The 26,014-nt window shown below is 71.3% G+C and carries 25 protein-coding genes; 10 read left to right on the plus strand and 15 right to left on the minus strand.

Annotated elements, in window-relative coordinates:
* Nucleotides 1–46: 46 nt before the first annotated feature.
* Both ACFVYS_RS19625 and betA read right to left on the minus strand, forming a co-directional pair.
* Nucleotides 47–883 carry a 5,10-methylenetetrahydrofolate reductase gene (locus ACFVYS_RS19625; RefSeq protein WP_389503578.1) on the minus strand — a complete coding sequence of 279 codons (837 nt, stop codon included), beginning with the start codon at nucleotides 881–883 and terminating at the stop codon, nucleotides 47–49.
* Nucleotides 884–886: 3 nt separating this feature from the next.
* Nucleotides 887–2,554: a choline dehydrogenase gene (gene betA, locus ACFVYS_RS19630; RefSeq protein WP_389503580.1), complete on the minus strand. Its 1,668-nt coding sequence runs from the start codon at nucleotides 2,552–2,554 to the stop codon at nucleotides 887–889.
* 202 nt (nucleotides 2,555–2,756) lie between these two features.
* Here betA and ACFVYS_RS19635 point away from each other — a divergent pair, with 202 nt between their 5' ends.
* Nucleotides 2,757–3,503, plus strand: coding sequence for an IclR family transcriptional regulator (locus ACFVYS_RS19635; protein ID WP_389503843.1), 747 nt, complete (start codon nucleotides 2,757–2,759; stop codon nucleotides 3,501–3,503).
* 9 nt (nucleotides 3,504–3,512) lie between these two features.
* Here ACFVYS_RS19635 and ACFVYS_RS19640 read toward each other — a convergent pair whose 3' ends face one another.
* The 5 genes from ACFVYS_RS19640 to ACFVYS_RS19660 form a co-directional block, all read right to left on the minus strand.
* On the minus strand, nucleotides 3,513–4,643 hold the full coding sequence (locus tag ACFVYS_RS19640; protein WP_389503582.1) for an aromatic ring-hydroxylating dioxygenase subunit alpha: 1,131 nt from the start codon (nucleotides 4,641–4,643) through the stop codon (nucleotides 3,513–3,515).
* Between the two features lie 130 nt (nucleotides 4,644–4,773).
* On the minus strand, nucleotides 4,774–5,937 hold the full coding sequence (locus ACFVYS_RS19645; protein WP_389503584.1) for an NAD(P)/FAD-dependent oxidoreductase: 1,164 nt from the start codon (nucleotides 5,935–5,937) through the stop codon (nucleotides 4,774–4,776).
* Entirely contained in the window at nucleotides 5,934–6,296 is a 363-nt protein-coding gene (locus ACFVYS_RS19650; protein ID WP_054245245.1) for a bifunctional 3-phenylpropionate/cinnamic acid dioxygenase ferredoxin subunit, read from the minus strand. The genes ACFVYS_RS19645 and ACFVYS_RS19650 overlap by 4 nt, the downstream gene beginning before the upstream one ends.
* 344 nt (nucleotides 6,297–6,640) lie before the next feature.
* A complete protein-coding gene (locus ACFVYS_RS19655) occupies nucleotides 6,641–7,729 on the minus strand; it encodes an S-(hydroxymethyl)mycothiol dehydrogenase (protein WP_389503586.1) in 1,089 nt (362 codons plus the stop codon).
* Nucleotides 7,730–8,239: 510 nt separating this feature from the next.
* Nucleotides 8,240–8,716 carry a DUF6194 family protein gene (locus tag ACFVYS_RS19660; protein ID WP_389503588.1) on the minus strand — a complete coding sequence of 159 codons (477 nt, stop codon included), beginning with the start codon at nucleotides 8,714–8,716 and terminating at the stop codon, nucleotides 8,240–8,242.
* A gap of 87 nt (nucleotides 8,717–8,803) precedes the next feature.
* Here ACFVYS_RS19660 and ACFVYS_RS19665 point away from each other — a divergent pair, with 87 nt between their 5' ends.
* A complete protein-coding gene (locus ACFVYS_RS19665; protein ID WP_389503590.1) occupies nucleotides 8,804–9,505 on the plus strand; it encodes a MerR family transcriptional regulator in 702 nt (233 codons plus the stop codon).
* Between the two features lie 201 nt (nucleotides 9,506–9,706).
* On the opposite strand, the gene ACFVYS_RS19670 is transcribed toward ACFVYS_RS19665, so the two are convergent.
* Together ACFVYS_RS19670 and ACFVYS_RS19675 are read right to left on the minus strand one after the other, a co-directional pair.
* On the minus strand, nucleotides 9,707–10,342 hold the full coding sequence (locus ACFVYS_RS19670; protein ID WP_389503592.1) for a ScbR family autoregulator-binding transcription factor: 636 nt from the start codon (nucleotides 10,340–10,342) through the stop codon (nucleotides 9,707–9,709).
* A 184-nt stretch (nucleotides 10,343–10,526) separates the two neighbouring features.
* Nucleotides 10,527–11,261: an SDR family oxidoreductase gene (locus ACFVYS_RS19675; protein WP_389503594.1), complete on the minus strand. Its 735-nt coding sequence runs from the start codon at nucleotides 11,259–11,261 to the stop codon at nucleotides 10,527–10,529.
* A gap of 111 nt (nucleotides 11,262–11,372) precedes the next feature.
* Between ACFVYS_RS19675 and ACFVYS_RS19680 the strand changes: the two genes are divergently transcribed.
* Nucleotides 11,373–11,987: a TetR/AcrR family transcriptional regulator gene (locus ACFVYS_RS19680; protein ID WP_389503596.1), complete on the plus strand. Its 615-nt coding sequence runs from the start codon at nucleotides 11,373–11,375 to the stop codon at nucleotides 11,985–11,987.
* A 189-nt stretch (nucleotides 11,988–12,176) separates the two neighbouring features.
* Nucleotides 12,177–13,100 (plus strand): SGNH/GDSL hydrolase family protein, encoded by a 924-nt coding sequence (locus tag ACFVYS_RS19685; protein WP_389503598.1) that lies wholly within the window; start codon nucleotides 12,177–12,179, stop codon nucleotides 13,098–13,100.
* Nucleotides 13,101–13,229: 129 nt separating this feature from the next.
* On the opposite strand, the gene ACFVYS_RS19690 is transcribed toward ACFVYS_RS19685, so the two are convergent.
* Nucleotides 13,230–13,547: a hypothetical protein gene (locus ACFVYS_RS19690; protein ID WP_365120487.1), complete on the minus strand. Its 318-nt coding sequence runs from the start codon at nucleotides 13,545–13,547 to the stop codon at nucleotides 13,230–13,232.
* A 249-nt stretch (nucleotides 13,548–13,796) separates the two neighbouring features.
* Here ACFVYS_RS19690 and ACFVYS_RS19695 point away from each other — a divergent pair, with 249 nt between their 5' ends.
* Complete coding sequence (locus ACFVYS_RS19695) at nucleotides 13,797–15,929, plus strand: FUSC family protein (protein ID WP_389503600.1); 2,133 nt, start codon at nucleotides 13,797–13,799, stop codon at nucleotides 15,927–15,929.
* Here the strand turns inward: ACFVYS_RS19695 and ACFVYS_RS19700 are convergent.
* Entirely contained in the window at nucleotides 15,926–17,248 is a 1,323-nt protein-coding gene (locus ACFVYS_RS19700; protein WP_389503602.1) for a cytochrome P450, read from the minus strand. The genes ACFVYS_RS19695 and ACFVYS_RS19700 overlap by 4 nt on opposite strands.
* A gap of 200 nt (nucleotides 17,249–17,448) precedes the next feature.
* On the opposite strand from ACFVYS_RS19700, the gene ACFVYS_RS19705 reads away from it, so the two are divergent.
* The 3 genes from ACFVYS_RS19705 (at nucleotide 17,449) to ACFVYS_RS19715 (ending at nucleotide 19,308) form a co-directional block, all read left to right on the plus strand.
* Nucleotides 17,449–17,895 carry a DUF6153 family protein gene (locus ACFVYS_RS19705; RefSeq protein ID WP_389503604.1) on the plus strand — a complete coding sequence of 149 codons (447 nt, stop codon included), beginning with the start codon at nucleotides 17,449–17,451 and terminating at the stop codon, nucleotides 17,893–17,895.
* A gap of 91 nt (nucleotides 17,896–17,986) precedes the next feature.
* Nucleotides 17,987–18,637 (plus strand): DUF305 domain-containing protein, encoded by a 651-nt coding sequence (locus tag ACFVYS_RS19710; RefSeq protein ID WP_389503606.1) that lies wholly within the window; start codon nucleotides 17,987–17,989, stop codon nucleotides 18,635–18,637.
* 134 nt (nucleotides 18,638–18,771) lie between these two features.
* Nucleotides 18,772–19,308: a GNAT family N-acetyltransferase gene (locus ACFVYS_RS19715; RefSeq protein WP_389503608.1), complete on the plus strand. Its 537-nt coding sequence runs from the start codon at nucleotides 18,772–18,774 to the stop codon at nucleotides 19,306–19,308.
* Nucleotides 19,309–19,401: 93 nt separating this feature from the next.
* On the opposite strand, the gene ACFVYS_RS19720 is transcribed toward ACFVYS_RS19715, so the two are convergent.
* Nucleotides 19,402–20,100 (minus strand): SDR family NAD(P)-dependent oxidoreductase, encoded by a 699-nt coding sequence (locus ACFVYS_RS19720; protein WP_389503610.1) that lies wholly within the window; start codon nucleotides 20,098–20,100, stop codon nucleotides 19,402–19,404.
* A 97-nt stretch (nucleotides 20,101–20,197) separates the two neighbouring features.
* On the opposite strand from ACFVYS_RS19720, the gene ACFVYS_RS19725 reads away from it, so the two are divergent.
* The gene (locus tag ACFVYS_RS19725; protein ID WP_389503612.1) at nucleotides 20,198–21,079 is read left to right on the plus strand and encodes a helix-turn-helix domain-containing protein; all 882 of its coding nucleotides are present in this window, start codon (nucleotides 20,198–20,200) and stop codon (nucleotides 21,077–21,079) included.
* A gap of 162 nt (nucleotides 21,080–21,241) precedes the next feature.
* On the opposite strand, the gene gap is transcribed toward ACFVYS_RS19725, so the two are convergent.
* The 3 genes from gap to ACFVYS_RS19740 all read right to left on the minus strand — a co-directional run bounded on the left by gap (nucleotide 21,242) and on the right by ACFVYS_RS19740 (nucleotide 23,871).
* Nucleotides 21,242–22,240: a type I glyceraldehyde-3-phosphate dehydrogenase gene (gene gap / locus ACFVYS_RS19730; protein WP_389503613.1), complete on the minus strand. Its 999-nt coding sequence runs from the start codon at nucleotides 22,238–22,240 to the stop codon at nucleotides 21,242–21,244.
* A 150-nt stretch (nucleotides 22,241–22,390) separates the two neighbouring features.
* Nucleotides 22,391–23,350 (minus strand): GlxA family transcriptional regulator, encoded by a 960-nt coding sequence (locus ACFVYS_RS19735; protein ID WP_389503615.1) that lies wholly within the window; start codon nucleotides 23,348–23,350, stop codon nucleotides 22,391–22,393.
* A gap of 128 nt (nucleotides 23,351–23,478) precedes the next feature.
* Entirely contained in the window at nucleotides 23,479–23,871 is a 393-nt protein-coding gene (locus ACFVYS_RS19740; RefSeq protein ID WP_389503616.1) for a hypothetical protein, read from the minus strand.
* Nucleotides 23,872–24,123: 252 nt separating this feature from the next.
* Between ACFVYS_RS19740 and ACFVYS_RS19745 the strand changes: the two genes are divergently transcribed.
* The gene (locus ACFVYS_RS19745) at nucleotides 24,124–25,947 is read left to right on the plus strand and encodes a glycoside hydrolase family 15 protein (RefSeq protein WP_389503618.1); all 1,824 of its coding nucleotides are present in this window, start codon (nucleotides 24,124–24,126) and stop codon (nucleotides 25,945–25,947) included.
* Nucleotides 25,948–26,014 lie beyond the last annotated feature (67 nt).

Consider the following 26,014-nt stretch of genomic DNA (forward strand, 5'->3'; position numbering starts at 1 on the left):
GGGCCGGACTTCCGGCCCCGCCCCCCTTTCCGTATACGAAGGGCGTTCAGCTTTCCAGCCGCTCCAGCACGGCGCGGCGCCACCGTTCCGTCTCCGCGATCTGGTTGAACGTGAACAGGTGCAGCCCCGCCACGCCCGCCGACGGCGCGGTGAGCGCCTTCTCGGTACGCGCCAGCAGCCTGTCGGGTGAGTACCCGCCGGGGGCCGCGAACCGCAGGAACCACGAGGCGTGCCCGGTCAGGAAACGGGTCGACTCCCCCACGCCGATCTTCGCCGCCATGGACAGCAGCTTCGCCCGTTGCACCGGCCCCGCGACGCCCAGGTGGACGGGCAGGGTGATGTCCCGGCGCCGGATCCGGACGAGCCAGTCCCCCAGCACCCGAGGGTCGAAGCAGAGGTTGCTCACGAGGTAGGTGGCGTGCTCGCGCTTGTCCCACATGGCCTGCACGGTGATGTCGTCGTGGAGGAGCGGATGGCTCTCGGGATAGCCGGCGATCCCGATGTGCGCGAAGGGCCTGCCCAGTTCACCGAGCCGGCGCAGCACCGGCAGCGACCCGTCGTAGGTCCCGGCCGGCGGGTCGGCGTCGCCCGCCGGGACGAACACGTCGTCCACGCCCGCCTCGCGCAGCCGATCGGCGACCTCCTTCAGGTGCACCTCGTCGCGCAGCAGCCGCGCGGGTACGTGCGGGACGACGCGGTAACCGCGCGCCGCGAGCCGGGTGGCGAGGTCGAGGGTCGGCTCCAGGCCCTTGACCGGCGACGCCGTCACGGTGACGACGACCTCGCGCGGGACATGGGCGAGGACCTTGTCCTCGGTCGCCTTCGCGGGCAGCACCTCGTAGCGGACGCCCTCCAGCAGCGCCCTCAGCCCTGGACCGGCCAACGTCTACCCGGCCTGCTGGGCATCGCGGTGACGGTAGTACACGGCCTTCGACGGCGGCTGCGGCTCCTTGCCGAGGATCAGGTCGGCGGCCTTCTCGGCGATCATCATCACCGGCGCGTAGATGTTGCCGTTGGTGACGTACGGCATCACCGAGGCGTCCACCACGCGCAGCCCCTCCATGCCGTGCACCCGCATGCTGGTGGGGTCGACGACGGACATCTCGTCGGTGCCCATCTTGCACGTACAGGACGGGTGCAGGGCCGTCTCGCCCTCCTTCGCGACCCAGGCGAGGATCTCCTCGTCCGACTCCACCGTCCGGCCGGGCGAGACCTCCCCGTCGTTGTAGGGGGCGAGCGCGGGCTGGTCGAGGATCCTGCGGGCCACCCGGATCGCCTCGACCCACTCGCGGCGGTCCTGCTCGGTGGAGAGGTAGTTGAAGCGCAGGGCCGGGTGCTCGTGCGGGTCCTTGCTCTTGATCTTCACCGAGCCGATGGCGTCTGAGTACATGGGGCCCACGTGCACCTGGTAGCCGTGGCCGCCGGCCGGCGAGGAACCGTCGTAGCGGACCGCGATCGGCAGGAAGTGGAACATCAGGTTGGGGTAGTCGACGTCCTCGTTGCTGCGCGCGAAGCCGCCCGCCTCGAAGTGGTTGGTCGCGGCGGGTCCCTTGCGGAAGAGCCACTGGAGCCCGATGAAGGGGGCACGCCACTTGGCCATGTACGGCTGCATGGAGACCGGTTGCTTACAGGCGTACTGGACGTAGACCTCCAGGTGGTCCTGCATGTTCTCGCCGACGCCCGGAAGGTCGTGCACGACGTCGATGCCGAGGGCGCTCAGCTCCTGCGCGTTGCCGACGCCGGAGAGCTGGAGCAGCTGCGGGGAGTTGATCGCGCCGCCGCACAGGATGACCTCGGCGGCCCGGACCCGCTGGGGTGCGCCCTTGCCGCGCCGGTACTCGACACCGACGGCCCGCTTGCCCTCGAAGAGCACCCGCGTGACGAGGGTGCGGGTCCTGACCGTGAGGTTGGGCCGTTTCCTGACGGGCTTGAGGTACGCCTTCGAGGCCGACAGGCGGCGTCCGCGGTGGACGTTGCGGTCGAACTTGGCGAACCCCTCCTGCCGGAAGCCGTTGACGTCGTCGGTGGGCGCGTAGCCGGCTTCCCGGGTGGCCTCGAGGAAGGCGCCGAAGAGCGGGTTGGTCGCGGGACCGCGTTCGAGGACGAGGGGGCCGTCGTGGCCGCGGAACTCGTCGTCCGGGTCGGCGGCGAGACAGTTCTCCATGCGCCGGAAGTACGGCAGACAGTGCGCGTAGTCCCAGGTTTCCATGCCGGGGTCGGCCGCCCAGCGCTCGTAGTCCATCGGGTTGCCGCGCTGGAAGATCATGCCGTTGATGCTGCTGGAACCGCCGAGCACCTTGCCGCGCGCGTGGTAGACCCGCCTGCCCCCCATGTGGGGCTCGGGCTCGGACTCGTACTTCCAGTCGTAGAACCGGCTGCCGATCGGGTAGGTCAACGCCGCGGGCATATGGATGAAGACATCCCATGGGTAGTCGGAACGCCCGGCCTCCAGCACCAGCACCCGGTTCGCCGGGTCCGCGGAGAGTCTGTTCGCCAGTGCGCTGCCGGCCGATCCGCCGCCGACGATGACGAAGTCGTATTGCAGGGGAGCCATGGTGCCTCGTCTCGCTCGCGCCGTAGATACGCGAGGCATGCTAATAGCGGTAGCGTCATGCGCACCAGGTTGCGAACGACGCAACTTGCAAGGTCTTTGTTTCGGCTTCGTTGCTTGCGGTCGAGTTGTTTACTGCGCGTATAGTTGTGCTGTGAGCAACCACAGCCAAGACACCGAAACGACAGGTTCGCAGGCCGGCGGAGTGCAGTCGGTGGACCGCGCCATCAGCGTCCTCGAAATCCTCGCCCAGCGCGGCGAGGCGGGCGTCAGCGAGGTGGCCGGCGAAATCGACGTGCACAAGTCCACCGCGTTTCGTCTGCTCGGCGCCCTGGAGGCGCGCGGTCTGGTGGAGCAGGCGGGCGAGCGCGGCAAGTACCGCCTCGGCTTCGGCATCGTTCGCCTGGCCGGTGCCGTGACCGGCCGCATCGACATCACCCAGCAGGGCCGCCCCGTCTGTGAGCGCCTCGCCGAGGAGATCGGTGAGACGGTCAACATCGCCGTCATGCAGGAGCACTACGCGATCAACCTCTACCAGGTGCGCGGCCCCGGGGCCATCACCGCGCACAACTGGGTCGGCCAGCTGACCCCGTTGCACGCCACCTCCAGCGGCAAGATCCTGCTGGCCCACCTTCCCGCCAAGGAGCGCGCCGCACTGCTGGCCGAGACCGGGATGAAGAAGGTCACCCCGCGCACCATCACCGCGAAGACCAAGATCGAGAAGAACCTCGCCGAGGCCCGGGAGCGCGGCTACGCCTGGACCCTGGAGGAGCTGGAGATCGGCCTGCACGCCATGGCCGCGCCGGTCCGCAACCGCGACGGAGAGGTCATCGCGGCGCTCAGCGCCTCGGGTCCCGCCTACCGCTTCACCGAGGAGCGTCTGCACGAGCTCTCCCCGGTGCTGCTCAAGGGCGCCGAGGAGATCAGCCACCGGATGGGCTACCTGGGCTGACCTGCCCGACTACCGTGGACGGCCGCCCAGGCGCTCGTTCACCCAGTCGTGGAACGCGCCGATGTGGTGCTCACTGGGCACCAGCACCCCGCCCTTGGCGTACATACGGGAGCTCATCCCGGGCTGTGTGCGCTCGCACGCGTCGAAGTCCTGCCGGTTGACCCGGTCGAAGAGCTCCACGGACCGGCTGACGTCCTTGCCGCTCTCGACGACGTGCGGAAGATAGAGCCAGTCGCACTCGACGATCGTGCGGTCGACGGCCACCGGGTACATCCGGTGGAAGATGACATGGTCGGGGACGAGGTTGACGAAGACCTGAGGCCTGACGGTGATCGCGTAGTAGCGGCGGTCCTGGTCGTCCGCCACCCCGGGGATGCGGTCCAGCCCCTCGGAACCGTCGACCGTGAACCCCTGCACCTCCTCACCGAACTCCGCACCGTGCCCGACGTAGTACTGCGCGGCGTACCCGTCGGCGAACTCGGGCAGCACCTCGGTGAGTTCGGGGTGGATCGTGGCGCAGTGGTAGCACTCCATGAAGTTCTCGATGATGAGCTTCCAGTTCGCCTTCACGTCGTAGACGATGCGCCGGCCGACCGACAGGTTGTCGATGTCGTAGCGCTCGATCGACTCCACATCGCCGAGGCGGGCGACGACATCACCGATGACGGCCTCCTCGAAGGACGGCGGGTCCTCCGCGAGGCACACCCAGACATAGCCGAGCCATTCGCGCACCGCCACGGCGACCAGACCGTACTCGGTGCGCCCGACGTCGGGCATCTTGGTGAGGTTGGGCGCCGCGACGAGCTTGCCGTTCAGGTCGTACGTCCAGGCGTGGTACGGGCATTGGAAGGCCCGCTTGACCTCGCCCGTCTCCTCGGTGCAGAGCTTGGCTCCGCGATGCCGGCACACATTGAAGTAGGCACGAACGGCGTTGTCCCGCGCGCGGGTCACGAGGATGCTCTCGCGGCCCACGTCGACGGTACGGAAGGCGCCGGGCTTCGCCAGCTCCGAGGCGCGCGCGACGCAGAACCACATGGTCTCGAATATGCGCTCCTGCTCCTGGGCGAAGATCGCCGGATCCGTGTAGGAGGAGCCGGGGAGGGTGGCGATCAGGCTGTCCGGCAGACTGGTCGAGGTCACAGGGCACTCCTCGGGAAACGTCGTGGAGGGGACATTCACGCGCCGGGAAGAGCGACTCCGGACGGCGTTGTGCATGAAGCAACGCTGCGTGCCATAGGCAACGGCAGCATGGGATGCCACAGGGGCGGTGTCAAGACGTGGCGGCGGCGAGCTGCTTGCGCCAGCGCGTGAACAGCCGCGGCTGGTTCATGCCGAGCACCGCGACCGGATCTCCGGCACGCCGGTAGACGGCCAGGACGTTGCGGTCGCCCACGGCGCCTTCCTCGACGGTCACGCTGTCGGCGCCGGCCGCGTGACCGGCGAACTGGATCCTGACGCCGTACTGGTCGGACCAGAAGTACGGCGGCCGGGGCACGCCGGGCGGCACCGCGCCCCCCGCCAGCAGCGTGGCGACGGCGGCGTCGGGGCGCTCCCGCGCGCCGGTCCAGTGCTCGACGCGGCGGTGGGCGGCGGCGCGGGGGTCGTACCAGTTGGCGCAGTCGCCGACCGCGACCACCCCGGCCAGGGCGGTGCGGCCGTCGGCGCCGCACTTGACGCCGTTGTCGAGCTCGACACCGGACCCCTCGAGCCACTCCACGCACGGGCGGGCACCCACGCCGACGACGACGATGTCGGCCGGGATGCTGCGGCCGTCCTCGAGCAGCACGGCGTCCACACTCCGCTCCCCGCTCAGCCCCTTGACACCCACACCGCACAGCAGCCGTACACCGTGGTCCGCGTGCAGGCCGGAGACGATGCCGCCCATGGCCGCGCCGAGCGGCCCGGCCAGTGGCGTCGGGGCCACCTCCACGACCGTCACGTCGAGCCCCAGGGCGTAGGCGGTGGAGGCCACCTCGGCGCCGATGAAGCCGCCGCCGATCACCACCAGCCGCCCACCCCGGGCCAGTTCGTCGCGCAGGGCGCGGGCGTCGTCCAGGGTGCGCAGGACGTGCACGCCGGCCAGGCCGTCGGAGCCGGGGAGCCGGCGCGCGGCGGCGCCGGTGGCGATGACGAGGCCGTCGACGCGGACCTCCCGCCCGTCGGCCAGCCGCACGGCACGGTCGGTGCGGTCCAGGCCGGTGGCGCGGGTGCCGAGCAGCCACTCCGCGCCCAGGTCCTCGTCCTGCGCCTCCAGCGCGAGATCGGCCTCGCCGAGGGTGCCGGCCAGGAACTCCTTGGACAGCGGCGGCCGGTCGTACGGGCGATGGAGCTCGTCACCGATGACGACGAGCCGCCCGTCGTAGCCCTGCTTCCGCAGCGAGCGCGCCGCCGACAGTCCGGCGAGCGAGGCGCCCACCACGGCCACGGTCCTCACGCGGTACCCCCGGCGAGCCGGGACGCGACGCAGGGCGGCAGGTTGGGGGCGTCCGTCGAGACCCGGACGTGGATCATGCCGTCCTCGACGACGACCTCGTGCGTGCGCACCGGGAGCTTGGCCGGCGGGGCATCGACGGCGCCGGTGCGCAGGTCGAACTTCGAGGCATGCAACGGGCATTCCACCTCGCATCCCTCCAGCCAGCCGTCGGCGAGCGAGGCGTCCTGATGGGTGCAGGTGTCGTCGATGGCGAAGAGCTCGCCGTCGTCGGTATGGAACACCGAGACCGGCGGATCGATGTCGAGCCGGAAGGCCTCACCTCGCGGGAGATCCGCGAGACGGCACGCGGGAATCTTCATGACACCTCGGTGCGTATAACGAAACGGATTGCGGTAAGCGCAACATCAGTCTGAAGTCGGCCCGAATCCTTGTCAAGGCATTCACGAGCCGTACAACTCGGCACCTGACGTTGCTTCTGACGCAATACCGTGCGCCATAGGCAACACGGCGAGTGGCTGCCGCCATCCCGCCGGGGACCATGAGGGCGGCCCGTCTCCTCCCCGTGGCGGGGGAGGAAACGGGCGCTTCGCCCTCTGCCCACCGGGGGTTCAGAAGCCCCGGTCGAGTCACTGGCTGTCGCAGGTGCCGCCGTCCAGCGAGAACGTCCCCGAGGTGGCCAGGGGTGCGATGCGCGCGCCGGTCATCAGAGGACCACCACCGAGCGCAGGACCTCGCCACCGTGCATACGGTCGAAGGCCTTCTCGACCTCGTCCAGCCCGATGGTCTCCGTGACGAAGGCGTCCAGCTCCAGCCGCCCCTGTAGATAGAGGTCGATGAGCACGGGGAAGTCGCGCGAGGGCAGACAGTCTCCGTACCAGGACGACTTCAGCGTGCCGCCGCGCCCGAAGACGTCCAGCAGCGGCAGCTCGAGCTTCATCTCCGGGTTCGGCACACCGACCAGGACGACCGTGCCGGCGAGGTCGCGGGCGTAGAAGGCCTGCCGGTACGTCTCCGGGCGGCCCACCGCCTCGATGACCACGTCGGCGCCGAAACCGCCGGTCAGCTCGCGGATCGCGTCGACCGGGTCGGACTCCCTGGAGTTGACGGTGTGGGTCGCGCCCAGCTTCCTGGCCGTGGCCAGCTTCCGGTCGTCGATGTCCAGCGCGATGATCTTCGCGGCGCCCGCCAGCCGCGACCCGACGACCGCCGCGTCCCCGACGCCGCCGCACCCGATGACGGCCACGCTGTCACCGCGTCCGACGTTCCCGGTGTTGATGGCGGCGCCGATGCCCGCCATCACCCCGCAGCCGAGCAGTCCCGCGGCGGCCGCCGACGCGGCCCGGTCGACCTTGGTGCACTGGCCGGCCGCCACCAGCGTCTTCTCCGCGAACGCGCCGATACCGAGCGCCGGGGACAGCTCCTGCCCGGTCGAGGCGAGGGTCATCTTCCGCTCGGCGTTGTGGGTGGCGAAGCAGTACCAGGGCCGTCCACGCCGACAGGCGCGGCACCGGCCGCACACCGCACGCCAGTTGAGGATGACGAAGTCGCCTGGCGCCACGTCGGTGACACCCTCCCCCACCGACTCCACGACACCCGCGGCCTCGTGCCCCAGCAGGAAGGGGAAGTCGTCGTTGATGCCGCCCTCGCGGTAGTGCAGATCGGTGTGACAGACCCCGCAGGCTTCGATCTTCACCAGCGCCTCGCCTGGCCCGGGATCCGGCACGATGATCGTCTCCAGGCTGACGGGGGCGCCCTTGCCCCGCGCGACAACAGCACGGACCTGGTGCGTCATGGCCACTCCTCGGCTGGTACGAGACCTCGACTGATGTTGCTCATTACGACACGTATCTCGCGTGTCGCAACGAGCATGGGTGAGCGCCCACCGGAGGTCAAGGCCCCTGCGGCGGGACGGCGCTCGCACGAAGAGGGGGATTCTCGTTGCCCACACCGAGCCGGAAAAGCAAATCCCAACAGCGCATGCCACCAGGCCTGTTGAGCGGACGTCGACGGAAAGGTCAAGGGCGGGAACGACCACGTCCACCGGACCGTTTTCCGGGCCCCATCGGAAGCAAAAGACCCTGCACCTGCTCGCCGTGGTCGACCCGGTCGACGACACCTACCGCCGCCAGCCGCCGCCAGATGCATGCCTCCGCCCCCGCGGCCGGCGCTTTGCGCCCGCTGCGTGACCCGGACGCTCCCGAGCCGGACCTTCTCCACGAGAGTGCGAGGTACTTCAGCTGCGCGGGAGGGGTCGGCTCCGTCTTCGCCCTCTCGGCCCGCTCCCGCCGCGACCGTAGATCCTTCATCGCGTTGTTGATTCAGCGCGTCGCTCATGGCGTGAGCGTGCGAGGTGATGGGCCGCACGCAGCAGCTCACGTGTTGGCGCTTCAGTGCGCTCGCCCGGGCTCACCACTGCGAGCCAGCCGACGGTGCCGTAGACGGGGTGCGCGATCACGGTGTCGGTGGCGCCGGGGTCGACCTCGGCGGAGGCCGGTTCGCGTGGTGCGTGACCGGTCCACTGGATGAACGCTTCCTTCCCGGCGGCGATATTCACGCGGAAGGCGTCCGGCCGGTCCAGACGCGATGCCTCATCACCGGGGTAGTCCTTGGTCACGACCGTAGCGAACGGTTGGGCCGTCGTCGGAACGGTGCCGTCAGGCGCGTAGTAAAAGAACGTGTCCCCCCAGCTGATTTCCGGCGTGCCGTCACCGGGTGCGGGCCTGATGGTCAGGACGCCGTCGAGGCCGCCCACGAAGTCGATGATCTCGTCGATGGTCATGTGCTCTAGCGTTGCATTCAAGTGCTCTTGGAGACTTTGAGGCCGAGATAGAGGGATGCCGGGATGCCAAGTCTCAAATCAGGGGATATGCGTACCGCTGATGTCGCGCGGCGCGTCGGGTACTCCGCTCAGCAAGTTCGCAATCTGGAGCGCGACGGTGTGCTTCCGCCCGCGACACGCACGGCCACGGGCTACCGGATCTATGGGGAGGTACATCTGCAGTCCGCACTGGCCTACCGAGCCCTGGCCGCGGGCGTGGGGCCGATCGAGGCCAAGAAGATCGTGCGGGCCTTCCACCGGTTCCCCACCTCGCGGGCGCTTGCCCTTCTCGACACCGCGCACGCCCGGCTCGACACAGAACGCGCGGAACTGAGGCAGGCCGAGGAGGCCGCCCACGCGATCTCCAGCGAGCCGATCGAAGACGTGCGCGCGTCGGACTCGATGAGCGTCTCCGCACTCGCCTCCACCCTGGGAGTGCGCCCTTCGACGTTGCGGCACTGGGATGCGGAGGCTCTCGTCATCCCGGACCGCGACCCCGTGCGCGGAACGCGACGCTACACACCGACTCAGGTGCGGGATGCGCGGATCGTTCATCAACTGCGCAAGGCCGGGTACCGCATCACGCCCCTTCGGGCCCTCATGCCGGAGCTGCGGCGCACCCGCCGATCAGAGGATGTCGTTTCGGCGCTGGCTGACAGGGACGCGAGCATCACCGCTCGATCCAAAGCCCTCCTCGACGGCGCCGCCGCACTCAGTGCCGTGCTCTCCATTCACCGGCAAACGGCCTGATCTGGGCTTGCCGGTGAGTGCCCCGCACGGCTCGGCGGGGCGTCTTGACGTACTACCACCGCCTACCGCCCCTGCCCTCGGTGCTTGGCGGTCAGAACCCTCCGTCGTTCCGCCCGCCGCTTCCCGGTCTCTCGTCAAACGAAGGCGAGTCCAAGCGGTGACGTTCCCGGCGCACCCGTCCCGCAGAACACCGGTCTTCGGCTATTCGGACAGGTCCTCCAGGGCCTCCCCGATCCCCGACAGCAACGGGGCGTGGTCCGGTGAGCCCGCCAGCCAAGGCAGGAGGAAGGTCCACAGCTGTGTCACGCGCTCCGCCGAGAGCCAGTCGCGGTCGGTGGCACCCAACACCTCGAACCCCGCCGTCGCCGCCACGATCACGGTCGTCGCGGCGTCGACCGAGACGTCCTGGGCGAGCTCCCCCTCCTGCTGCGCCTGGACGATGAGATCGTGCACCCACGCCCGCCACCATTGCAGCATCTGCGCCCCGTTCTTGCGGGACGGATCATCGCTGAGCCGGAACCCCGCCCTGATCACGGGATCGGTGACCACGGCCAGGAGCAGGCTGCACGCCGTGTGGACCAGGGACTGCAACAGCGTGTCCGCCGTGCTGCGACATCGGTTCGCCAGTTCCTCCACGGAGTCCGCCGCCGCCCTCTCCACCTCCTCGGCGAGATCGCTCTTGCTCGCGAAGTGGAAGTGCAGGGCGCCGGTACTGACACCCGCCCGCTCACTGATGACGGGAAGGGACGCCCGCGCGTACCCCTCGGCGGCGAACAGCTCGGCAGCCGCTCGGACCAGAGACTGACGTGTGCGCACCGCTCGCGCCTGCATGCCCATCAGGTCTCCCCCTCCTCAGCCCGTACAGGACGACGCGGGACCGGGCCCGCCGACCCGGAACGTGGAGAGCATCCCACCCGGCGATCTACAAGTAAACCGCGCGTTTGGTATTTTTATACAGGACGACGCGTTCCCGATCGCTACCGGGGTGCGAAGTGCCAGCCGGGCAGGGCGGGTCGAGGTATCAGGCGACGCCGCCGTTCACGAAGAGGACCTGCCCGTTGACCCAACGCCCCGGGCCCGCCAGGAAGGCCACGGTCTCGGCGATGTCGTCGGGTGTCCCGAGACGCTCCAGCGGGGGCTGCGCGGCGAGGCGGTCGATCATCTCCTGGTCTTTGCCCTCGAGGAAGAGCGGGGTCGCGGTCGGGCCGGGCGCGACGGCGTTGACGGTGACGTCCCGGCCGCGCATCTCGCGGGCCAGCACCAGCGTCATGGCCTCGACGGCCCCCTTGCTCGCCGCGTAGGGCGCGTACCCGGGGAAGGCCAGCCGGGTCACCGAGGTGGAGAAGGTGACCACCGCCCCGCCGTCGCGGACACGGCGCGCCGCCTCCCGGGCCACGACGAAAGCACCCCGGACGTTGGTCCGCATCAGCCGGTCGAACGCGTCGAGATCGAATTCGGCGATCGGCGCCAGGGTCATCACACCGGCGGTGTGGACCACGACGTCGATCCCGCCGAACGCCCCTTCCACCGCCGAGAAGGCGTCGGCCATGGCTTCCTCGTCGGCCACGTCTCCGGTGACCGCGATCGCCCGGCCGCCGGCCGCCTCGACGGCGGCGACGGTCTCCTCCGCCGCCACCTTGTTGCCCGCGTAGTGCACGCCGACGGCCATGCCCTCGGCCGCGAGCCGCCGGGCCACGGCCCGGCCGATCCCTCCGGATGCGCCGGTGACGAGGGCGACGCGTGTGGTCTCGGACATGATCTGGCCTCCAGTTCCTTTATGAACGTTGAGTCCATATAACCACGTTGTGAACGCTGCGTCCATATGCAAGGCTGTGGGCCTGTCGGACGATGCCTGGAGGTCGGCGCGATGCAGGAACGGTCGGAACCCGAAGCCGCCCCCCGACCACGGCGCGGTCGGGGTCGGCGGCCTGCCGCCGAGGTGCGGGCGGACGTTCTCGACGCGGCCGGCGCCCTGCTCCTCGACCGGGGCATGGGCACGTTCACCATCGAGGCGGTCGCCGAGCGGGCCGGGGTCAGCAAGACGACGATCTACAAATGGTGGCCGTCCAAGGGCGCGCTCGCCCTCGACGGCTACTTCCACGCCGTGGAGTCCGTACTGGCCTTCCCGGAGAGCGACGACGTCGAGGCCGACCTCACGGCACAGCTCCGCGCGTTCGTACGGATACTCACCGAGACGCCCGCCGGGCGGGTCATCGCCGAGCTCATCGGCCAGGCACAGACCGATCCCGAGCTGTCCGCCGCCCTGCTGGAACGCTACTCGGGCCCGCGGCGGGAACTGGCGGTCCGGCGGATGCGGCGGGCACAGACAGAAGGTCAGCTGCGCTCCGATATCGATCCCGAGATCCTCGTGGACCAGTTGTGGGGCGCCTGTTACCACCGTCTGCTGATGCCCAGCCTGCCCATCACCGAGGAGTTCGCGACGAACCTGATCGCCAACCTGCTGCGCGGCGTCCGCGCCTGACGAGGGACAAAGGAGACGGGCGCGGCTCCCCGCACCGGACGCGGTCCCCCCGCTTCTTGCGGCAACGGGTTCGCTCCCGGCTCTGGCCCCGGTGACCTACTGGACGGTATACAAGCCCAGTCGAACGGTACGCCGACCGTACGGGACGGCGTCGTCGACGGGGCGTGGGCTTCAAGGGGGAGGAACTCGATGCAGCGCGACGTTCGCACGGGAGGACCGGGCGGCCACCGCCGAAAGGGCGTCACCTTCATGGCCGCACTGGGCAGTTGTGCGCTGGTCGCCGCTTCCGCGGCACCGGCAGCGGCGCACGGCGGGGGTGGGGGCGGAGGCGGCGGCGATCGATATGTGGCGCTCGGCGACTCCTACACCTCCGGCCCTCTCATCCCCCAGCAGGTGGACGCCAACTGCGCGCGCTCCGACCACAATTACCCCTCGATCGTGGCCGCGCGGCTGCGTACGACCACGTTCAAGGACGTCAGTTGCGGCGGGGCGACCACCGAGCAGATGTGGAAGCCACAGGGCACCAACGGCCCCCAGCTCGACGCGGTGGGCCGCAACACCGACCTCGTGACCGTCCAGATCGGCGGCAACGACATGGGCTTCGGCTCCATCATCGGCACCTGCGCCCAGCTGTCCGCGCAGGACCCGACCGGCAACCCGTGCCAGCGCCACTACAACGCCTCGGGCGTCGACCAGCTCACCGTGGCGATAGCCAGAACCGGCCCCAAGGTCGCCCGGGTGCTCCAGGCCGTGCACGACCGCGCCCCGCACGCCCGGATCCTCGTCGTCGGGTACCCGGACCTGCTGCCCGACGACGGCAGCGGCTGCGCGCCCTCGGTGCCCTTCGCCACGCAGGACTTCCCCTACCTGCGGGACACCGGCAAGCGGCTCAACCTGATGCTCCGTCTGGTGGCGCGCTGGAACCACGCCGAGTACGTAGACACCTACGGCCCGACCATCGGCCACGACATGTGCAAGCCCCCGGCGGAGCGGTGGATCGAGCCGTTGCAGCCCACGTCCCCCGCGGCTCCCGCGCACCCCAACGCCAAGGGTGAGGCAGCCATGGCGGGGGCCGTGTGGCAGCGCCTGACGCACGGCCGAGGCGGTCACTGACCGGCGGACGGCCGACGTCGAAGGCCCGACAGCGGAGGGCCGAAGGCGGACGGCGGCGTCCGTTGCCGTCCGACCTAGCGTCGGTCCGCCCAGCCGGGGCCCCTCGCGGCCCCGGCTCGCGCGGCCGGCTCACACGTCGGAGTCGATGCCGGTGACCACCGCCGGTCCGAGCGGCGCGCTGGTGTCGTCGAGCCCCGCGGCGTGCAGGGCGGAGTCCGCGAGCCTGCGGGCGTCCTCCTCCGCGTGCGGACCGCTGTCCGCTTCGACGGCGAGCCGGATGGTGAACGTGTCGTCCTCGTTCACGGTGAGCGGGTCGAGGTCCTGCGCGTTGCCCATCCGCGTGTGGTGCGGATCGGCCGGGCGCAGGGCCTGACTCAGCCGCGTCCGCGTCTCGTCCTCGACTCCGGCGGTGAAGGTGCCCGGCACGGTGATCACGTACGTCGTCATGGTGTTTCTGTTCCTTTCCTCGGGTCCTCGGGTCCCCAGGTCCTCAGGTCCCCGGGTTCCCTCCCGGATACCCCGGAGCGGGGCGATCGATCTCCGCTCTCCTCCGGGCGGCCCAGTCGGCCCGCCCCCCTGCCTCCTCGGGACCGGCCGAGCACGGCCCGGGCCTCCGCGCCCGACTGCGTGACCACCCGACCCGCGCGACACTGAAAGCCGCGGATGATCCTCGGTGGCGCGCGGAAGGGAGCGCTGATGCCCAAGCGGCCGTCGCTCGCCGAATCCGTCCGGGCAGGCCGGCGTGCGACGCGTGTCTCGGTCGCCGCGGCGGCGGGGTTCTATCCGGCCGCGTATCTCCTCGATCAGCCCGTGACCGCGGTCTACGCCCTGTTCACGCCCATCGCGTTCGGCGTTCTCTCGCCGGTGCCGGGGTCCGGTCGCCGCCGTGCCGTGACCGTGCTGCGGGCCTTGCCGCCCGCCGCCGTCCTCACCGCCGCCGGCACGGCCCTCGCCGTGCAGACCTGGTCGGCCGTCGTGGGCATGCTGCTCGTCGGGTTCGTGCTGATGTTCGGCTCGGTGTGCGGCCCGCGCCTGGCCGGCACCGTCCCCGGGCTTCAGCTGTTCTACATCCTCGCCTGTTTCCCGCCCTTCGCCCCGGAGACGCTGCCCCAGCGGTTGACCGGGGTCGCCGTCGGCGGGGCGGCCCTCGTCCTGTGCGAGGTGGCGGTGCTCCCCGACCCGCCGGATCCTTCGTACGGCGACCGGATCGCCGACACCCTGGATCTCGCGGCCCGAGCCGCCCGCTCCCTGATCCGTACCGAAGGCCCGGAGCCCGGTCTGGCCGGACGGCTGCGTGCGGCGGGCCGGGGCCTGCGCTTCTCGCAGCAGCCTGCCGGGGCCCGCCCGACCGGAGCGGGACGGACGGACCGCGCGCTCGCCCAGGCGGGTTCCGCGACCCGGCGGCTTGTCGACCAGCTGGCCGCCCTCGCCGAGATGCACTGCACGCCCTCGGCCACGGACACGGCCTCGCGGAACCTCCTGCACGGCACCGCGGCGGCCTGCGCCGAGACGGCAGGCGCGCTGCGCCGGTCCCGTCCCGCGGTGGGGCCCGAGCTGATCGAGGAGATGATCGCCCAGTTCCTGGCCGCACGCGACGGCGACCCCGGCGGGCGGGGCTCCCGCCCGCACCAGGTGCTGGTGCGGCAGTCGACGGTGCTGACGACCGCGGTCTCCGCCGTGACCGTGCGCACGGCGGTCGCCCTGGCGCTGGACGGCCGTCGGCCGGTGTACGGCCTGCCCCGGGAGCAGTTCTGGTACGCGCGGATGCCGGCGGTCCGCCTGTTCACCATCCGCCTCACCGGCAATCTGACGCGGCGTTCCGTCGTCTTCCAGAACGCGCTGCGCAGCGCGTGCGGTCTCGCGCTCGCCCGCCTGGTGGCGGGCTCGCTCGACCTGTCGCACGGCTTCTGGGTGCTGCTGACCGTGCTGACCCTGGGGCGGACCACGGCGGGCGCCACCTGGTCCGCCGTCCGCGCGGCCGTCATGGGCACACTGGCCGGCGCGCTCGCCGCCGGTCTGCTCCTCATCGGGGCGGGCCAGGCCACCGACGTGTACGCGTACCTGCTCGTACCGATGATGCTGATCGCCTTCGCGGTGGGGCCGCTGGAGGGTCCGGCCTGGGCGCAGGGACTGTTCACCCTGGTCGTCTCCACGGCGTTCGCGCAGATCGCACCCGTGACGTGGCGGCTCGCGGAGATGCGGGTCGTGGACGTGCTGACCGGGAGCGCGGTCGGGCTGCTGTGCGGTGTGCTCGCCTGGCCGTTCGGGGCCCGCGCCGAGACGCGGCGCAGCATGGCGGCGCTGCTCCGGTCCGCTGCCCCCGTCGTGCGGGCGACCACCGCCACCGTGACCGGCGACGGCCCGGCGGGCCGTGGCGACGCCGCCCGCCGGGCCGTCCGGCTGACGCTGCACCGGCTTCGCATCGCGGAGAGCTCGTACGCGCAGTACCGCACCGAGCCCGCCTCCCCTGCCCGCGAGCCCGAAGCCGACTACCTCGCCGCCCTCAACTTCGGCTCCCGTGTCCTGGTCGGCGCCTACTGGCTGCCCCGGACGGACCCCGCGCTCGAGCTGCCTCCCGCGGCCCTGCACTGGGCCCGGCTCATCAGCGAGGAGGCGGAGACAGCGATCGTCCGGGCTGCCGACTTCCCCCCGGGCGGCATCCATGTCCGGCTTACCCCGCCGCCCTCCCTGCCCTCCGAGGTGCCGCCACGGGTCCGGTCCCTCCTGACCGACATCGAGGTATGGCTCGACGCGCTCGCAGCGGACCTCCGCACCAGCACCAACACCGGCACCGGCACCGGCACACCGGTCGTGACCCGGGCGCCCTAACCCACCAGGGTCGCGACGGTGGGCCCGTCGGGCCGGACGGTGATGCCGTACACCGCCTTGGTGGGGGTGGCGGAGAAGGCCACCGTATGGGCCGGCAGCAGGTGTTCGAGCAGGACGGTCGACTCGCGCAGCGCGAACTGCACACCGAGGCAGGCACGGGGACCGATACCGAAGGGGAAGTAGGCCCCCAGGTGCTCGGGCCGACCGCCCGGGGTGACGAACCGCCGGGGGGCGAAGTGCTCCGGGTCAGGCCACAGTTCGGGATCGCGGTGGGTGAGGTACGGGCAGACCAGGAGGTCGGTGCCCGCCTCGACGGTGTAGCCGGCGAGGACGTCGTCCTCGGCGGCGTGGCGGGGCAGGATCCACGCGGACGGGTAGAGCCGGAGTGTCTCGTGGATCAGGGCCTGGAGGGCCTGGCGGCGCTCCGGCGAGCCTTCGCCGCCGGCGCCGAGCGCCTGTTCGCGGGCGGCCGGGTACCGGTCGAGGAGAAGATACAGCCAGGTCAGAGTGGTCGCGGTGGTCTCGTGCCCGGCCGTGAGCAGCGTGACCAGTTCGTCGCGGATCAACTGGTCGGTGTATTCGGGGTGTTCGGCGCCGGCGTCGGTCAGGACACGCAGCAGGCCCGGGCCTTCCGGGCCGGGCGCCCCGTTGCGGGCGGCCTCGATGGCGTGCCCGGCGACCGCGTCGATCCGGGCGAGATCGGCGGCGACGGCGTCCCGTGCGGCGGAGGCGTCCGCGGGCAGGGTCGGCAGGGCGGTCGCCACGGCTGCCACGGCGTCCAGTTCACGCTCGGTATCGTCATCGAGGGGGTGCCCGGTGAGGGAGCGCCAGATGGCGTCCAGGGCGAAGCGGCGCATCTCCCGCCCGACATCGAGGCTCTGCCCGGTACGGGCGTACCCGGCCCAGCGCTCGGCGGTGGTCCGGGCGGCCTCGGTGATCCGCTGTTCGTAGCGGCGCATCCCGATGCCGGTGAACTGGGACTGCAACAAGCGGCGTTGACGCTTCCACGCCGTACCGGTGGCGGCGAGGACCCCGTCGCCGATCAGCAGACGGGCGCGGTGGGAGCGCTTGACGTACCGCTCCGGGTACCGGGCGAGGACGTGCTGGACCGCCGACGGGTCGGTGACGAGCACGGTGCGGGACGGCCCGAGCCGGAACGCGGCCACACCGCCGCACCGCTCACGCACCCGGGCCAGCAACTCGACCAGCTCGCCTCTCTCCGAGCGCCACCGTTCCACGAGCCCGGGCTCGACTTCGGGCACCGGCCGCCCCGTTCCGGAATCGAGCGGGACTGAGCCGTGACCGGCTTCGGATTCCATGATTCTTCTCCTGGTCGACCGCCGTGCTGGGCTGCGACGGAGCACTTGCGCTGAGCGGACTGTACGGGATCGGACACCTTCGGTGACAGCGCGCCGAAGCCGCCCCGAGACCGCCGCTCGCGGCTCCGCCTCGTGCCCGGCGCACCACAATGCCAGGACGGCGCGGAGGGGTTGGGCAGGTTCCGCCTAGGATGACCCCGATGAGGAGTCGCGAGCAGCAGCACCTAGCGCGACCGCCCGTGTCGCGGTGGCGGGCACTGGTCGTGCTCGGACTTCTCGCCGGGCTGCTCGCCATGCACGCCCTGGCCCCCGGCGGCACCGTCCACGAACACGCCGCGCCCCAGCACATGGCGGCCGTCTCCGCCGGCAGTGTCACGGCCGGCGCTGTCACGGCCGGCCCTGTCTCGGGCAGCGCTCATGACGACTGCGCGGGTGGCGGTGGGGACTGCGGTGGTGGACACCTCCATCACGCCGACCCGACCTGCCTGGCTGCCGCGGTGAGCGGTGCGCCGGCCCTGCCCGCGCTCGTCCCCGACCCGGTGACCGTCCCCGTACGCGCCGACGCCGTCCGCTCGTACGCGACCGAGGCACCGGACAGCGCACGCGCGCCACCCTCCCTGGCGGAACTCCAACTCCTGCGGATCTAGGCACCGCGCGGCACCACGTCACCACCACGGCGACGCGGTGCGCCTCGACAGGTCCAGATCCCGTTTCGCACAGCACAGCAGGAGTTTCAGCATGCGCCACACCCGTACCCTGACCCGCCGCGCCGCTCTCGCGGCCGCCACTGTCACCGCCGCGCTCGTCCTCGCCGCATGCGGCAACGACGGCGGCAGCGGGCACTCGGGCGGTCACGGCTCCGCGTCGTCGTCGACGAGCGCCGCCGCCACGGCCGGAACGCACAACGCCCAGGACGTGTCCTTCGCGCAGGGCATGATCCTCCACCACCGGCAGGCCCTCGAGATGGCCGAACTCGCCGCCGACCGGGCCTCGTCCGCCGGGGTCAAGAGCCTCGCCTCGCGCATCGAGAAGGCGCAGGCCCCGGAGATCAGGACCATCGGCGGCTGGCTGACGTCCTGGGGCGAGGACGTCCCGACGTCGTCCGACAGCACCACGGAGTCCATGCCCGGCATGGACCACTCGGCCGGGTCCGGGATGCCCGGCATGATGGACGGCGCGGACATGGAGGAACTGGACAAGGCGTCCGGCACGGACTTCGACACCATGTTCCTGACCATGATGATCGACCACCACGAGGGCGCCGTGGCCATGGCCACCACCGAGAAGAACAAGGGCGTCCACGGCCCCGCCACGTCCCTGGCCGACGACATCATCACCGCGCAGACGGCCGAGATCGCCGAGATGAACAAGCTCCTCGGCAAGAGCTGACGAACGGCCGGAGGGGGCCGGCTCACACACCGGCCCCCTCTGGCCCGTCACGCGGATCGCGGGTCCGGGCCGGAGGCCAGCTCGGCCGGGAACCCACCTGGCAGGCCCGTGGACGGGGAGCTCATCATGTGAGGATGCTTCAGAACTCATCCTCCGCGGCTCCGTGCGCAGTTCGGCTCCCCCGGTACACCAGGGCGGAGCAGGACGAGATCCTCGGCGGTGGCGACGACCCCTTCGGTGTCGCCGCGACCGGTCTGAGCTGGCTGCCCAAGGAAGACCACTTCGGCGTCAGCCACGGCGACCGGCTGGTGGCACACACCGGCCTGCTACGGCTGTCGGTCGCGGTCGGCGACACCGAGACGGAGGTCGTGGGGGTCGGCGGAGTGGCCGTCGCACCCGACGTGCGGGGCCGGGGGCTGGCTCGGCTGGTGATCGCGGCGGCACTCGAGCACGCTCGCACGTTGGGTCCTTCGCACGCGCTCCTGTTCTGCCGGCCTCCGCTCGTGCCGCTGTACCAGCGCCTCGGGTGGCATCCGCTCGACGAGGACGTACTCGTCGAGCAACCCGAAGCCCGCTTGGTGACCATGCCGTTGCCCACCATGGTGACGCCCCTGCACGACGACGCGCGCTGGCCTTCGGGTCCGGTACGCCTGTTCTCCCTCCCGATGTGACGCCCTACGGACGTCGGCCGCACGGTCGGGGGCTGGGCCCCGGGCCTTGACCACCGGGGAAGGGTTCCCACCGACCTCGCACCGCCGCTCTGCTCAGGAATGGTCGATCGGGCCGGTGCGGTCGATGAAGCGTCCCGAGCCGGCGCCGGGCCCCTCGGTCGCGAGGCGGACGATCGCGTCGGTGCCCTCGGTGACGGACTGCGGGCCGCTGTGGCCGTTGAGATCGGTGGCGGTGTAGCCGGGATCGGCGGCGTTGACGCGGATGTCCTTCAGCCCCTTCGCGTACTGGGTGGTCAACATGGTGAGGGCCGCCTTCGAGGCGGCGTAGAGAGGGGCGACAGCGGAGGACTCGACCCGCGAGGGGTCGTGTGTGAGGGCGAGCGACCCCATGCCGCTGCTGACGTTGACGACGACCGGGTCGGACGACCGGCGCAGCAGCGGGAGGAAGGCGGTGGTCGTCCGGACCACGCCGAAGACGTTGACGTCGAAGACGCCCAGCGCGTCCGCGCCGGTCAGGTCGTCGGGATCGCCGTGCGGACCGTGCACGCCGGCGTTGTTGATCAGAACGTCGAGCACGCCTCCGTGGGCGGCGACATCGGCCGCCGCGGCGGCGACGGAGGCGTCGTCGGTGACGTCGATCCGGACGTATCGCGCGCCCAGTGCGGCCGCGGCCGCGGCGCCCCGCTCCGGGTCCCGGGCTCCCATGATCACGGTGTGACCGAGTTCGATGAGGCGGCGGGCGGTCTCGTGGCCGAGGCCCTTGTTGGCTCCGGTGATGAACGTGGTGGTCATGCGCCGATCGTGCCTGCCGAGGCGGGCCCGGGCCAGGGACGCTTCGACCGTAGGAACGGCAGTACCACGATCACGGCCGGCGACGGATTGGGGCAGGATGGACGCCATGGCGACGAGAGCGGGAGCTGATCTGGGCGCGACGATCCGCGCCTGGCGAGAGCGGCTGTCCCCGTCGACCGTGGGGCTGCCGTCGGCCCGGACCCGCCGCGCGGTCGGGCTGCGGCGCGAGGAACTCGCCGACCGCGCCGGTGTGTCGGTCGACTACGTGGTGCGTCTGGAGCAGGGGCGGGCCACGGCCCCTTCGGCCCAGGTCGTCGCCTCCCTCGCACGCGCCCTGCGACTGACCGTCCCCGAGCGGGACCACCTGTACCGCATGGCCGGGGTGGTCCCTCCGCACGACGACGTGATCCCCGATGACCTCCCGCCGGGCGTGCACCGCGTGCTGAGCCGGCTCGGAGACGTCGCGGTCGCCGTGTTCGCCGCGGACTGGCGGATGATCTGGTGGAACCGCGGGTGGGCGGCGCTGCTCGGTGACCCGTCGACCACGCCGCCGGAACGGCGCAACTTCGCCCGTGAGCGGTTCCCGGTCGGTTCCGATGCCGTGCGCATCGCCGCCTGGCCGGTGGTCGTGCGCAACAGCGCCGACTCGGATCTCGCCATCGTGTCCGACCTGCGCCGCGCCACCGGCCGCTTCCCCGACGACGCGGGCCTGGCCGAGCTGATACGTGCCCTCACCGTCGGCAATCCGACGTTCGCCCGGCTGTGGGCGAGCGGCGCGGTGGGGGCGCACCGCGAGGACCGCAAGACGATCGAGCATCCCGAGGTCGGTCCCGTCGAAGTGGACTGCGACGTCCTGACCGACGGCGACTCGGACCTCAAGATCGTGATCCTGAGCGCGCTGCCCGGCAGTGCGCACGCGGCCAGGTTGCGGCTCGCGTTGGCTGCCGACCTCGACACCGCACCCACGCGCACCGGCTGACCGCCCACGGACGTACTCCCGTGAATCCCGCAGGTCCCGCGGGTCGGGCGGGTCCGCCCGGCCTGTCTGTCCCCGGTCCCGTCAGGAAGCCGTCCGAGGACATGCCTCCGGCCGTCCGCGGAGCGATCCGCGAACGGCCGGAGGAGCCGGGAGAGCCTGCCGTCAGCGCGCGGCGAGGAGTTCGAGGGTGTCGATCACACGGTGGGAGAAGCCCCACTCGTTGTCGTACCAGGCGACCACCTTGACGTGGCGGCCCTCGACACGGGTGAGGGCCGAGTCGAAGATCGACGAGGCCGGGTTGCCGACGATGTCGGACGACACCAGCGCGTCCTCCGAGTACTCGAGGACGCCGGCGAGCGGGCCCTCGGCCGCGGTGCGGTACGCCGCCAGCACGTCCGCGCGCGTCACGTCGCGGGCGACGGTCGTGTTGAGCTCGACGATCGAACCCACCGGGATCGGCACCCGGATCGAGTCCCCCGACAGCTTGCCGTCGAGGTTCGGCAGCACGAGGCCGATCGCCTTGGCGGCGCCCGTCGTGGTCGGCACGATGTTGACGCCGGCGGCACGGGCGCGGCGCGGGTCGCGGTGCGGACCGTCCTGGAGGTTCTGCTCCTGCGTGTAGGCGTGCACCGTCGTCATGAAGCCGTGCTCGATGCCGGCGAGGTCGTCGAGTACGGCGGCCAGCGGGGCGAGCGCGTTGGTCGTGCACGAGGCGTTCGAGACGATCGTGTGCAGCTCCGGGTCGTAGGCGTCGCTGTTGACGCCGTACGCGAGCGTGACGTCCGCCCCGTCCGAAGGTGCGCTGACCAGGACCTTCTTCGCGCCCGCTTCGAGGTGTGCGCGGGCGTCCTTGGCCGAGGTGAACCGGCCGGTCGCCTCCAGCACGATGTCGACCTCGAGCTCGGCCCAGGGCAGTCGCGCCGGCTCGCGCTCGGCGAGCACCTTGATGCGACGGCCGTCGACGACGAGGACGTCGCCGTCGACGCTCACCGGGCGACCGAGTCGGCCGGCCGTCGAGTCGAAGGCGAGCAGTCGCGCGAGCGTGGCGGGTTCCGTGAGGTCGTTGACGGCGACGACCTCGAGGTCGCTGTCGCGCTGGAGGAGCGCGCGCAGCACGTTGCGTCCGATGCGGCCGAATCCGTTGACGGCGATGCGAGTCATGAGTGGTGTCCCTTCGGTCCTTCGGTTCGCCACCAGCCTCGCGCGTGGCGGCCATCGGCGACCTGGGCGTGAGCGCCATGGTTCGAAAGGATCTCGCCACCCTGCGGTCCCCGGCCTGGCCGGGCGTGCCCCGCCCCACCGGCCGACCGGCTACTCGCCCTTCGCGAAGGTGCGCCGGTATTCGCTCGGTGTGGTGCCGAGGATCTGCTGGAAGTGCGTCCGCAGGTTCGCCCCCGTACCGAGTCCGACGTCGCCGGCGATCTGCTCGACGCCGCGCTCGGAGCGTTCGAGCAGCTCACGGGCCCTGTCGATACGGGCGCGCATGACCCACTGCATGGGCGTGTAACCGGTGTCCTCGACGAAGCGCCGCGAGAAGGTCCGTTCCGAGACGGCGGCGTGCCGGGCCATCGTTTCGAGGGTGAGGGGCTCGTCCAGTCGGTGCAGCGCCCACTCGCGGGTGGCGGCGAACCGCTCGCCCAGCGGCTCGGGCACGCTGCGCGGCACGTACTGTGCCTGACCCCCGCTGCGGTAGGGCGCGGCGACCAGGCGCCGGGCCGCGTGGTTCGAGGCGGCCACCCCGAGGTCGCGGCGCAGGACGTGCAGGCACAGGTCGATCCCGGAGGCGGCGCCGGCCGACGTCAGCACGCTGCCCTCGTCGACGAACAGGACGTTCTCGTCGACCTGGACGAGCGGATGCTTCGCCGCCAGCGCCCGGGTGTAGTGCCAGTGGGTCGTGGCGCGTCTGCCGTCGAGCAGCCCCGTGGCGGCGAGTGCGAAGGCCCCCGTCGAGATGGCGGCCAGCCGGGCGCCCCGGGCGTGGGCGGCCAGCAGCGCGCGCAGGACCGCCCGGGGCGGGTCGTCGAGGTCCGGAAAACGGTAGCCGGGAAGAAAGACGACGTCGGCCCATTCGAGCGCGTCCAGGCCGTGGGCCACGTGGTACGACAGCCCGTCCCCGCCGGTCACCAGCCCGGGCGCCGCGCCGCACACCCGCACCTCGTAGGGCATGCTCGCGCGGGTGGTGAACACCTGTGCGGGAATGCCGACGTCGAGCGGCTTGGCCCCCTCGAGCACAAGGACGGCGACACGTTGCAGGCGGGAGGAGGACGACACGCGGAACAGGGTACGGGGGTACGGGCCGCGGTACCGGCGGCACCGCCCGCGCCCCGCGGCACCGGGTGGTCGGGGGGTCGGGGGGGCGGGCGGATCCCCGATGCGGCGGCGTCCCGCGGCGCCCCGCGCTATACGCGCGCCCCGGTCACGTGCCGCGGCTCGGCGATCAGCCCGTAGATGACCAGCGCGGACACGACCATGGTGGCCAGCGACCAGAACGGGTAGACCGGCAGGAAGATCATCTGCCCGACCAGGCAGAACACCGCCAGACAGAGGCCCGTCAGCCGTGCCGCCCTGGAGCCCACGAGCACGCCGATACCCGCCAGGGCCATCACGATGCCGATGACGACCCAGATCCAGCCCCAGGCCGTGTAGTTGAAGATGAGCAGCCGGTTGCCCTCGGAGTAGGCCTTCGAGTAGTAGCCGTGGTTGAAGATCGCCACGAATCCGTTGAGCAGGTTGAAGAGAGCGCTGACCAGCAGCAGGATCCCGGCGAAGGCCACCCAGTGCGAGCGCTCCATCGGGGGTACGGCGTCGTCTGGGAGAGAGGCTTGTCGCTGCATGGGATCCATGAGACGCAGCACCACGGCAGGTCGCAATCGGTGGTGGCCCGTCGGGGTTGCGCGGCCGACGGTGCCCTCGGGCGCCGGGCTCGTGGACGCCGGCGGCAGCCGGCCACGGGCCGACAGGCCTTGCCGGCGCGGCTCCGACAGGCGCCCCCGCATGGCCTGCCGGATAGTGGACGGCGACGGCACCCTGGGGATTGGACGCTCATGGACCGCTATCCTCCGATCGCCGACCACGGTCTGGTCGGCGACCTGCAGACCGCCGCCCTGGTGTCCTCCCAGGGCGTGGTGAACTGGTTCTGCTCGCCGAGGTTCGACTCGCCCAGTGTCTTCGCCGCACTGCTGGACCACGACCGTGGCGGGTACTTCCGGCTGGCACCGGAGCATGCCGACATGACGTGCAAGCAGCTCTACTACCCGGACACAGGCGTGCTGGTCACGAGGTTCATGTCACCGGAGGGCGTCGGCGAGGTCATCGACTGGATGCCGGCGAACACCAGCCGTGTCCCCACCGACCGCCACTGCCTGATGCGGGTGATTCGCGTGGTACGCGGCACCGTGCGGTTCGTGCTGGAATGCAGGCCCCGCTTCGACTACGGCCGGGCTGAGCACGAGGTCGAGCTGCGGCCCCAGGAGGCGGTGTTCCGGGGCCCCGGGATCGCCGGTCACCTGCAGGCCAGCTTCCCGCTCGCGCGGGACGGGCAGGACGTGCGGGGTGCGGTCACGCTCGGCAGCGGCGAGTCGGCTGTCGCCGTGTTCACCACGTGCGCGGTGGACGGTGAGGCACCGCCGCCGCTCTCGGTCGACGGCGTGACGTCGGGGTTGTGGCGCGAGGTGGACTTCTGGCAGAAGTGGCTGCGCACCTCCCACTACCGGGGGCGCTGGGGCGAGATGGTGAACCGCTCCGCCATCACGATCAAGCTCCTCACCTACCACCCGACCGGTGCGCCGGTCGCCGCCGCCACCATGGGCCTGCCGGAGCAGGTCGGCGGTGAGCGCAACTGGGACTACCGGTACTCGTGGGTGAGGGACGGGTCGCTCTCGGTACGGGCGCTGCTCGACCTGGGGTTCACCGAGGAGGCGTCGGCGTTCACCAAGTGGCTGGGCGACCGGATGCACGACCGGGCGGAGCTGCCCGGCGAACGCCTCCAGATCATGTACCGGGTCGACGGGGACCCGTACCTGACCGAGGAGACCCTCGACCACTGGGAGGGCTACCGGGGATCGAGGCCGGTCCGGGCCGGCAACGCGGCCGCCGACCAGTTGCAGCTCGACATCTACGGCGAGTCCCTCTACGCGATGGCCGAGGGCATGGACATCGGCGTGGAGCTGGGCTACCACGGCTGGAAGGGGCTGGCCCGGACGCTGGACTGGCTGTGCGACAACTGGGACCGGCCCGACGAGGGCGTCTGGGAGACCCGCGGAGGCCGTAACGACTTCACGTTCAGCCGGGTGATGTGCTGGGTCGCCTTCGACCGGGGCATGCGCATGGCGACCGAGCTGAGCCGTCCCGCCGACATCCCGCGCTGGCGCAACGCCCGTGACAGCATCCTCGAACAGGTGATGGACAAGGGCTGGAGCCAGGCCGAGCAGGCCCTGGTGCAGCACTACGGCGGTGACGTCCTCGACGCCTCCCTCCTGCTGATCCCGCGCGTGGGTTTTCTCGCCGCCAAGAGCCCCGGCTGGCTCTCCACCTTGGACGCGATGGAGCGCAAGCTGGTCTCGGACAGCCTCGTGTACCGGTACGACCCGGCCGCTTCCCCGGACGGCCTGCGCGGCTCGGAGGGCACCTTCAGCCTCTGCACCTACCTCTACGTCGACGCCATGGCCCGGGCCGGGCGCGTCCGTCCGGCGCGCTACACCTTCGAGAAGATGCACACCTACGCCAACCATGTCGGCCTGTTCGCCGAGGAGATCGGCCCGAGTGGCGAGCAACTCGGCAACTTCCCGCAGGCGTTCACCCACCTCTCGCTCATCATGGCGGCATCGACCCTGGACGAGGCCATCGACCGGCAGCGGAAGCTCGACTGAGCCGGAGTCGGCGAGTCCACGCCGGCGGACTTTCAGCCCCACGGGCCGCGGTGACCGTGCCCGTCCG

The sequence above is a fragment of the Streptomyces sp. NPDC058295 genome, assembly GCF_042880655.1.
GTDB classification, from domain to species: Bacteria; Actinomycetota; Actinomycetes; order Streptomycetales; family Streptomycetaceae; genus Streptomyces; species Streptomyces coriariae.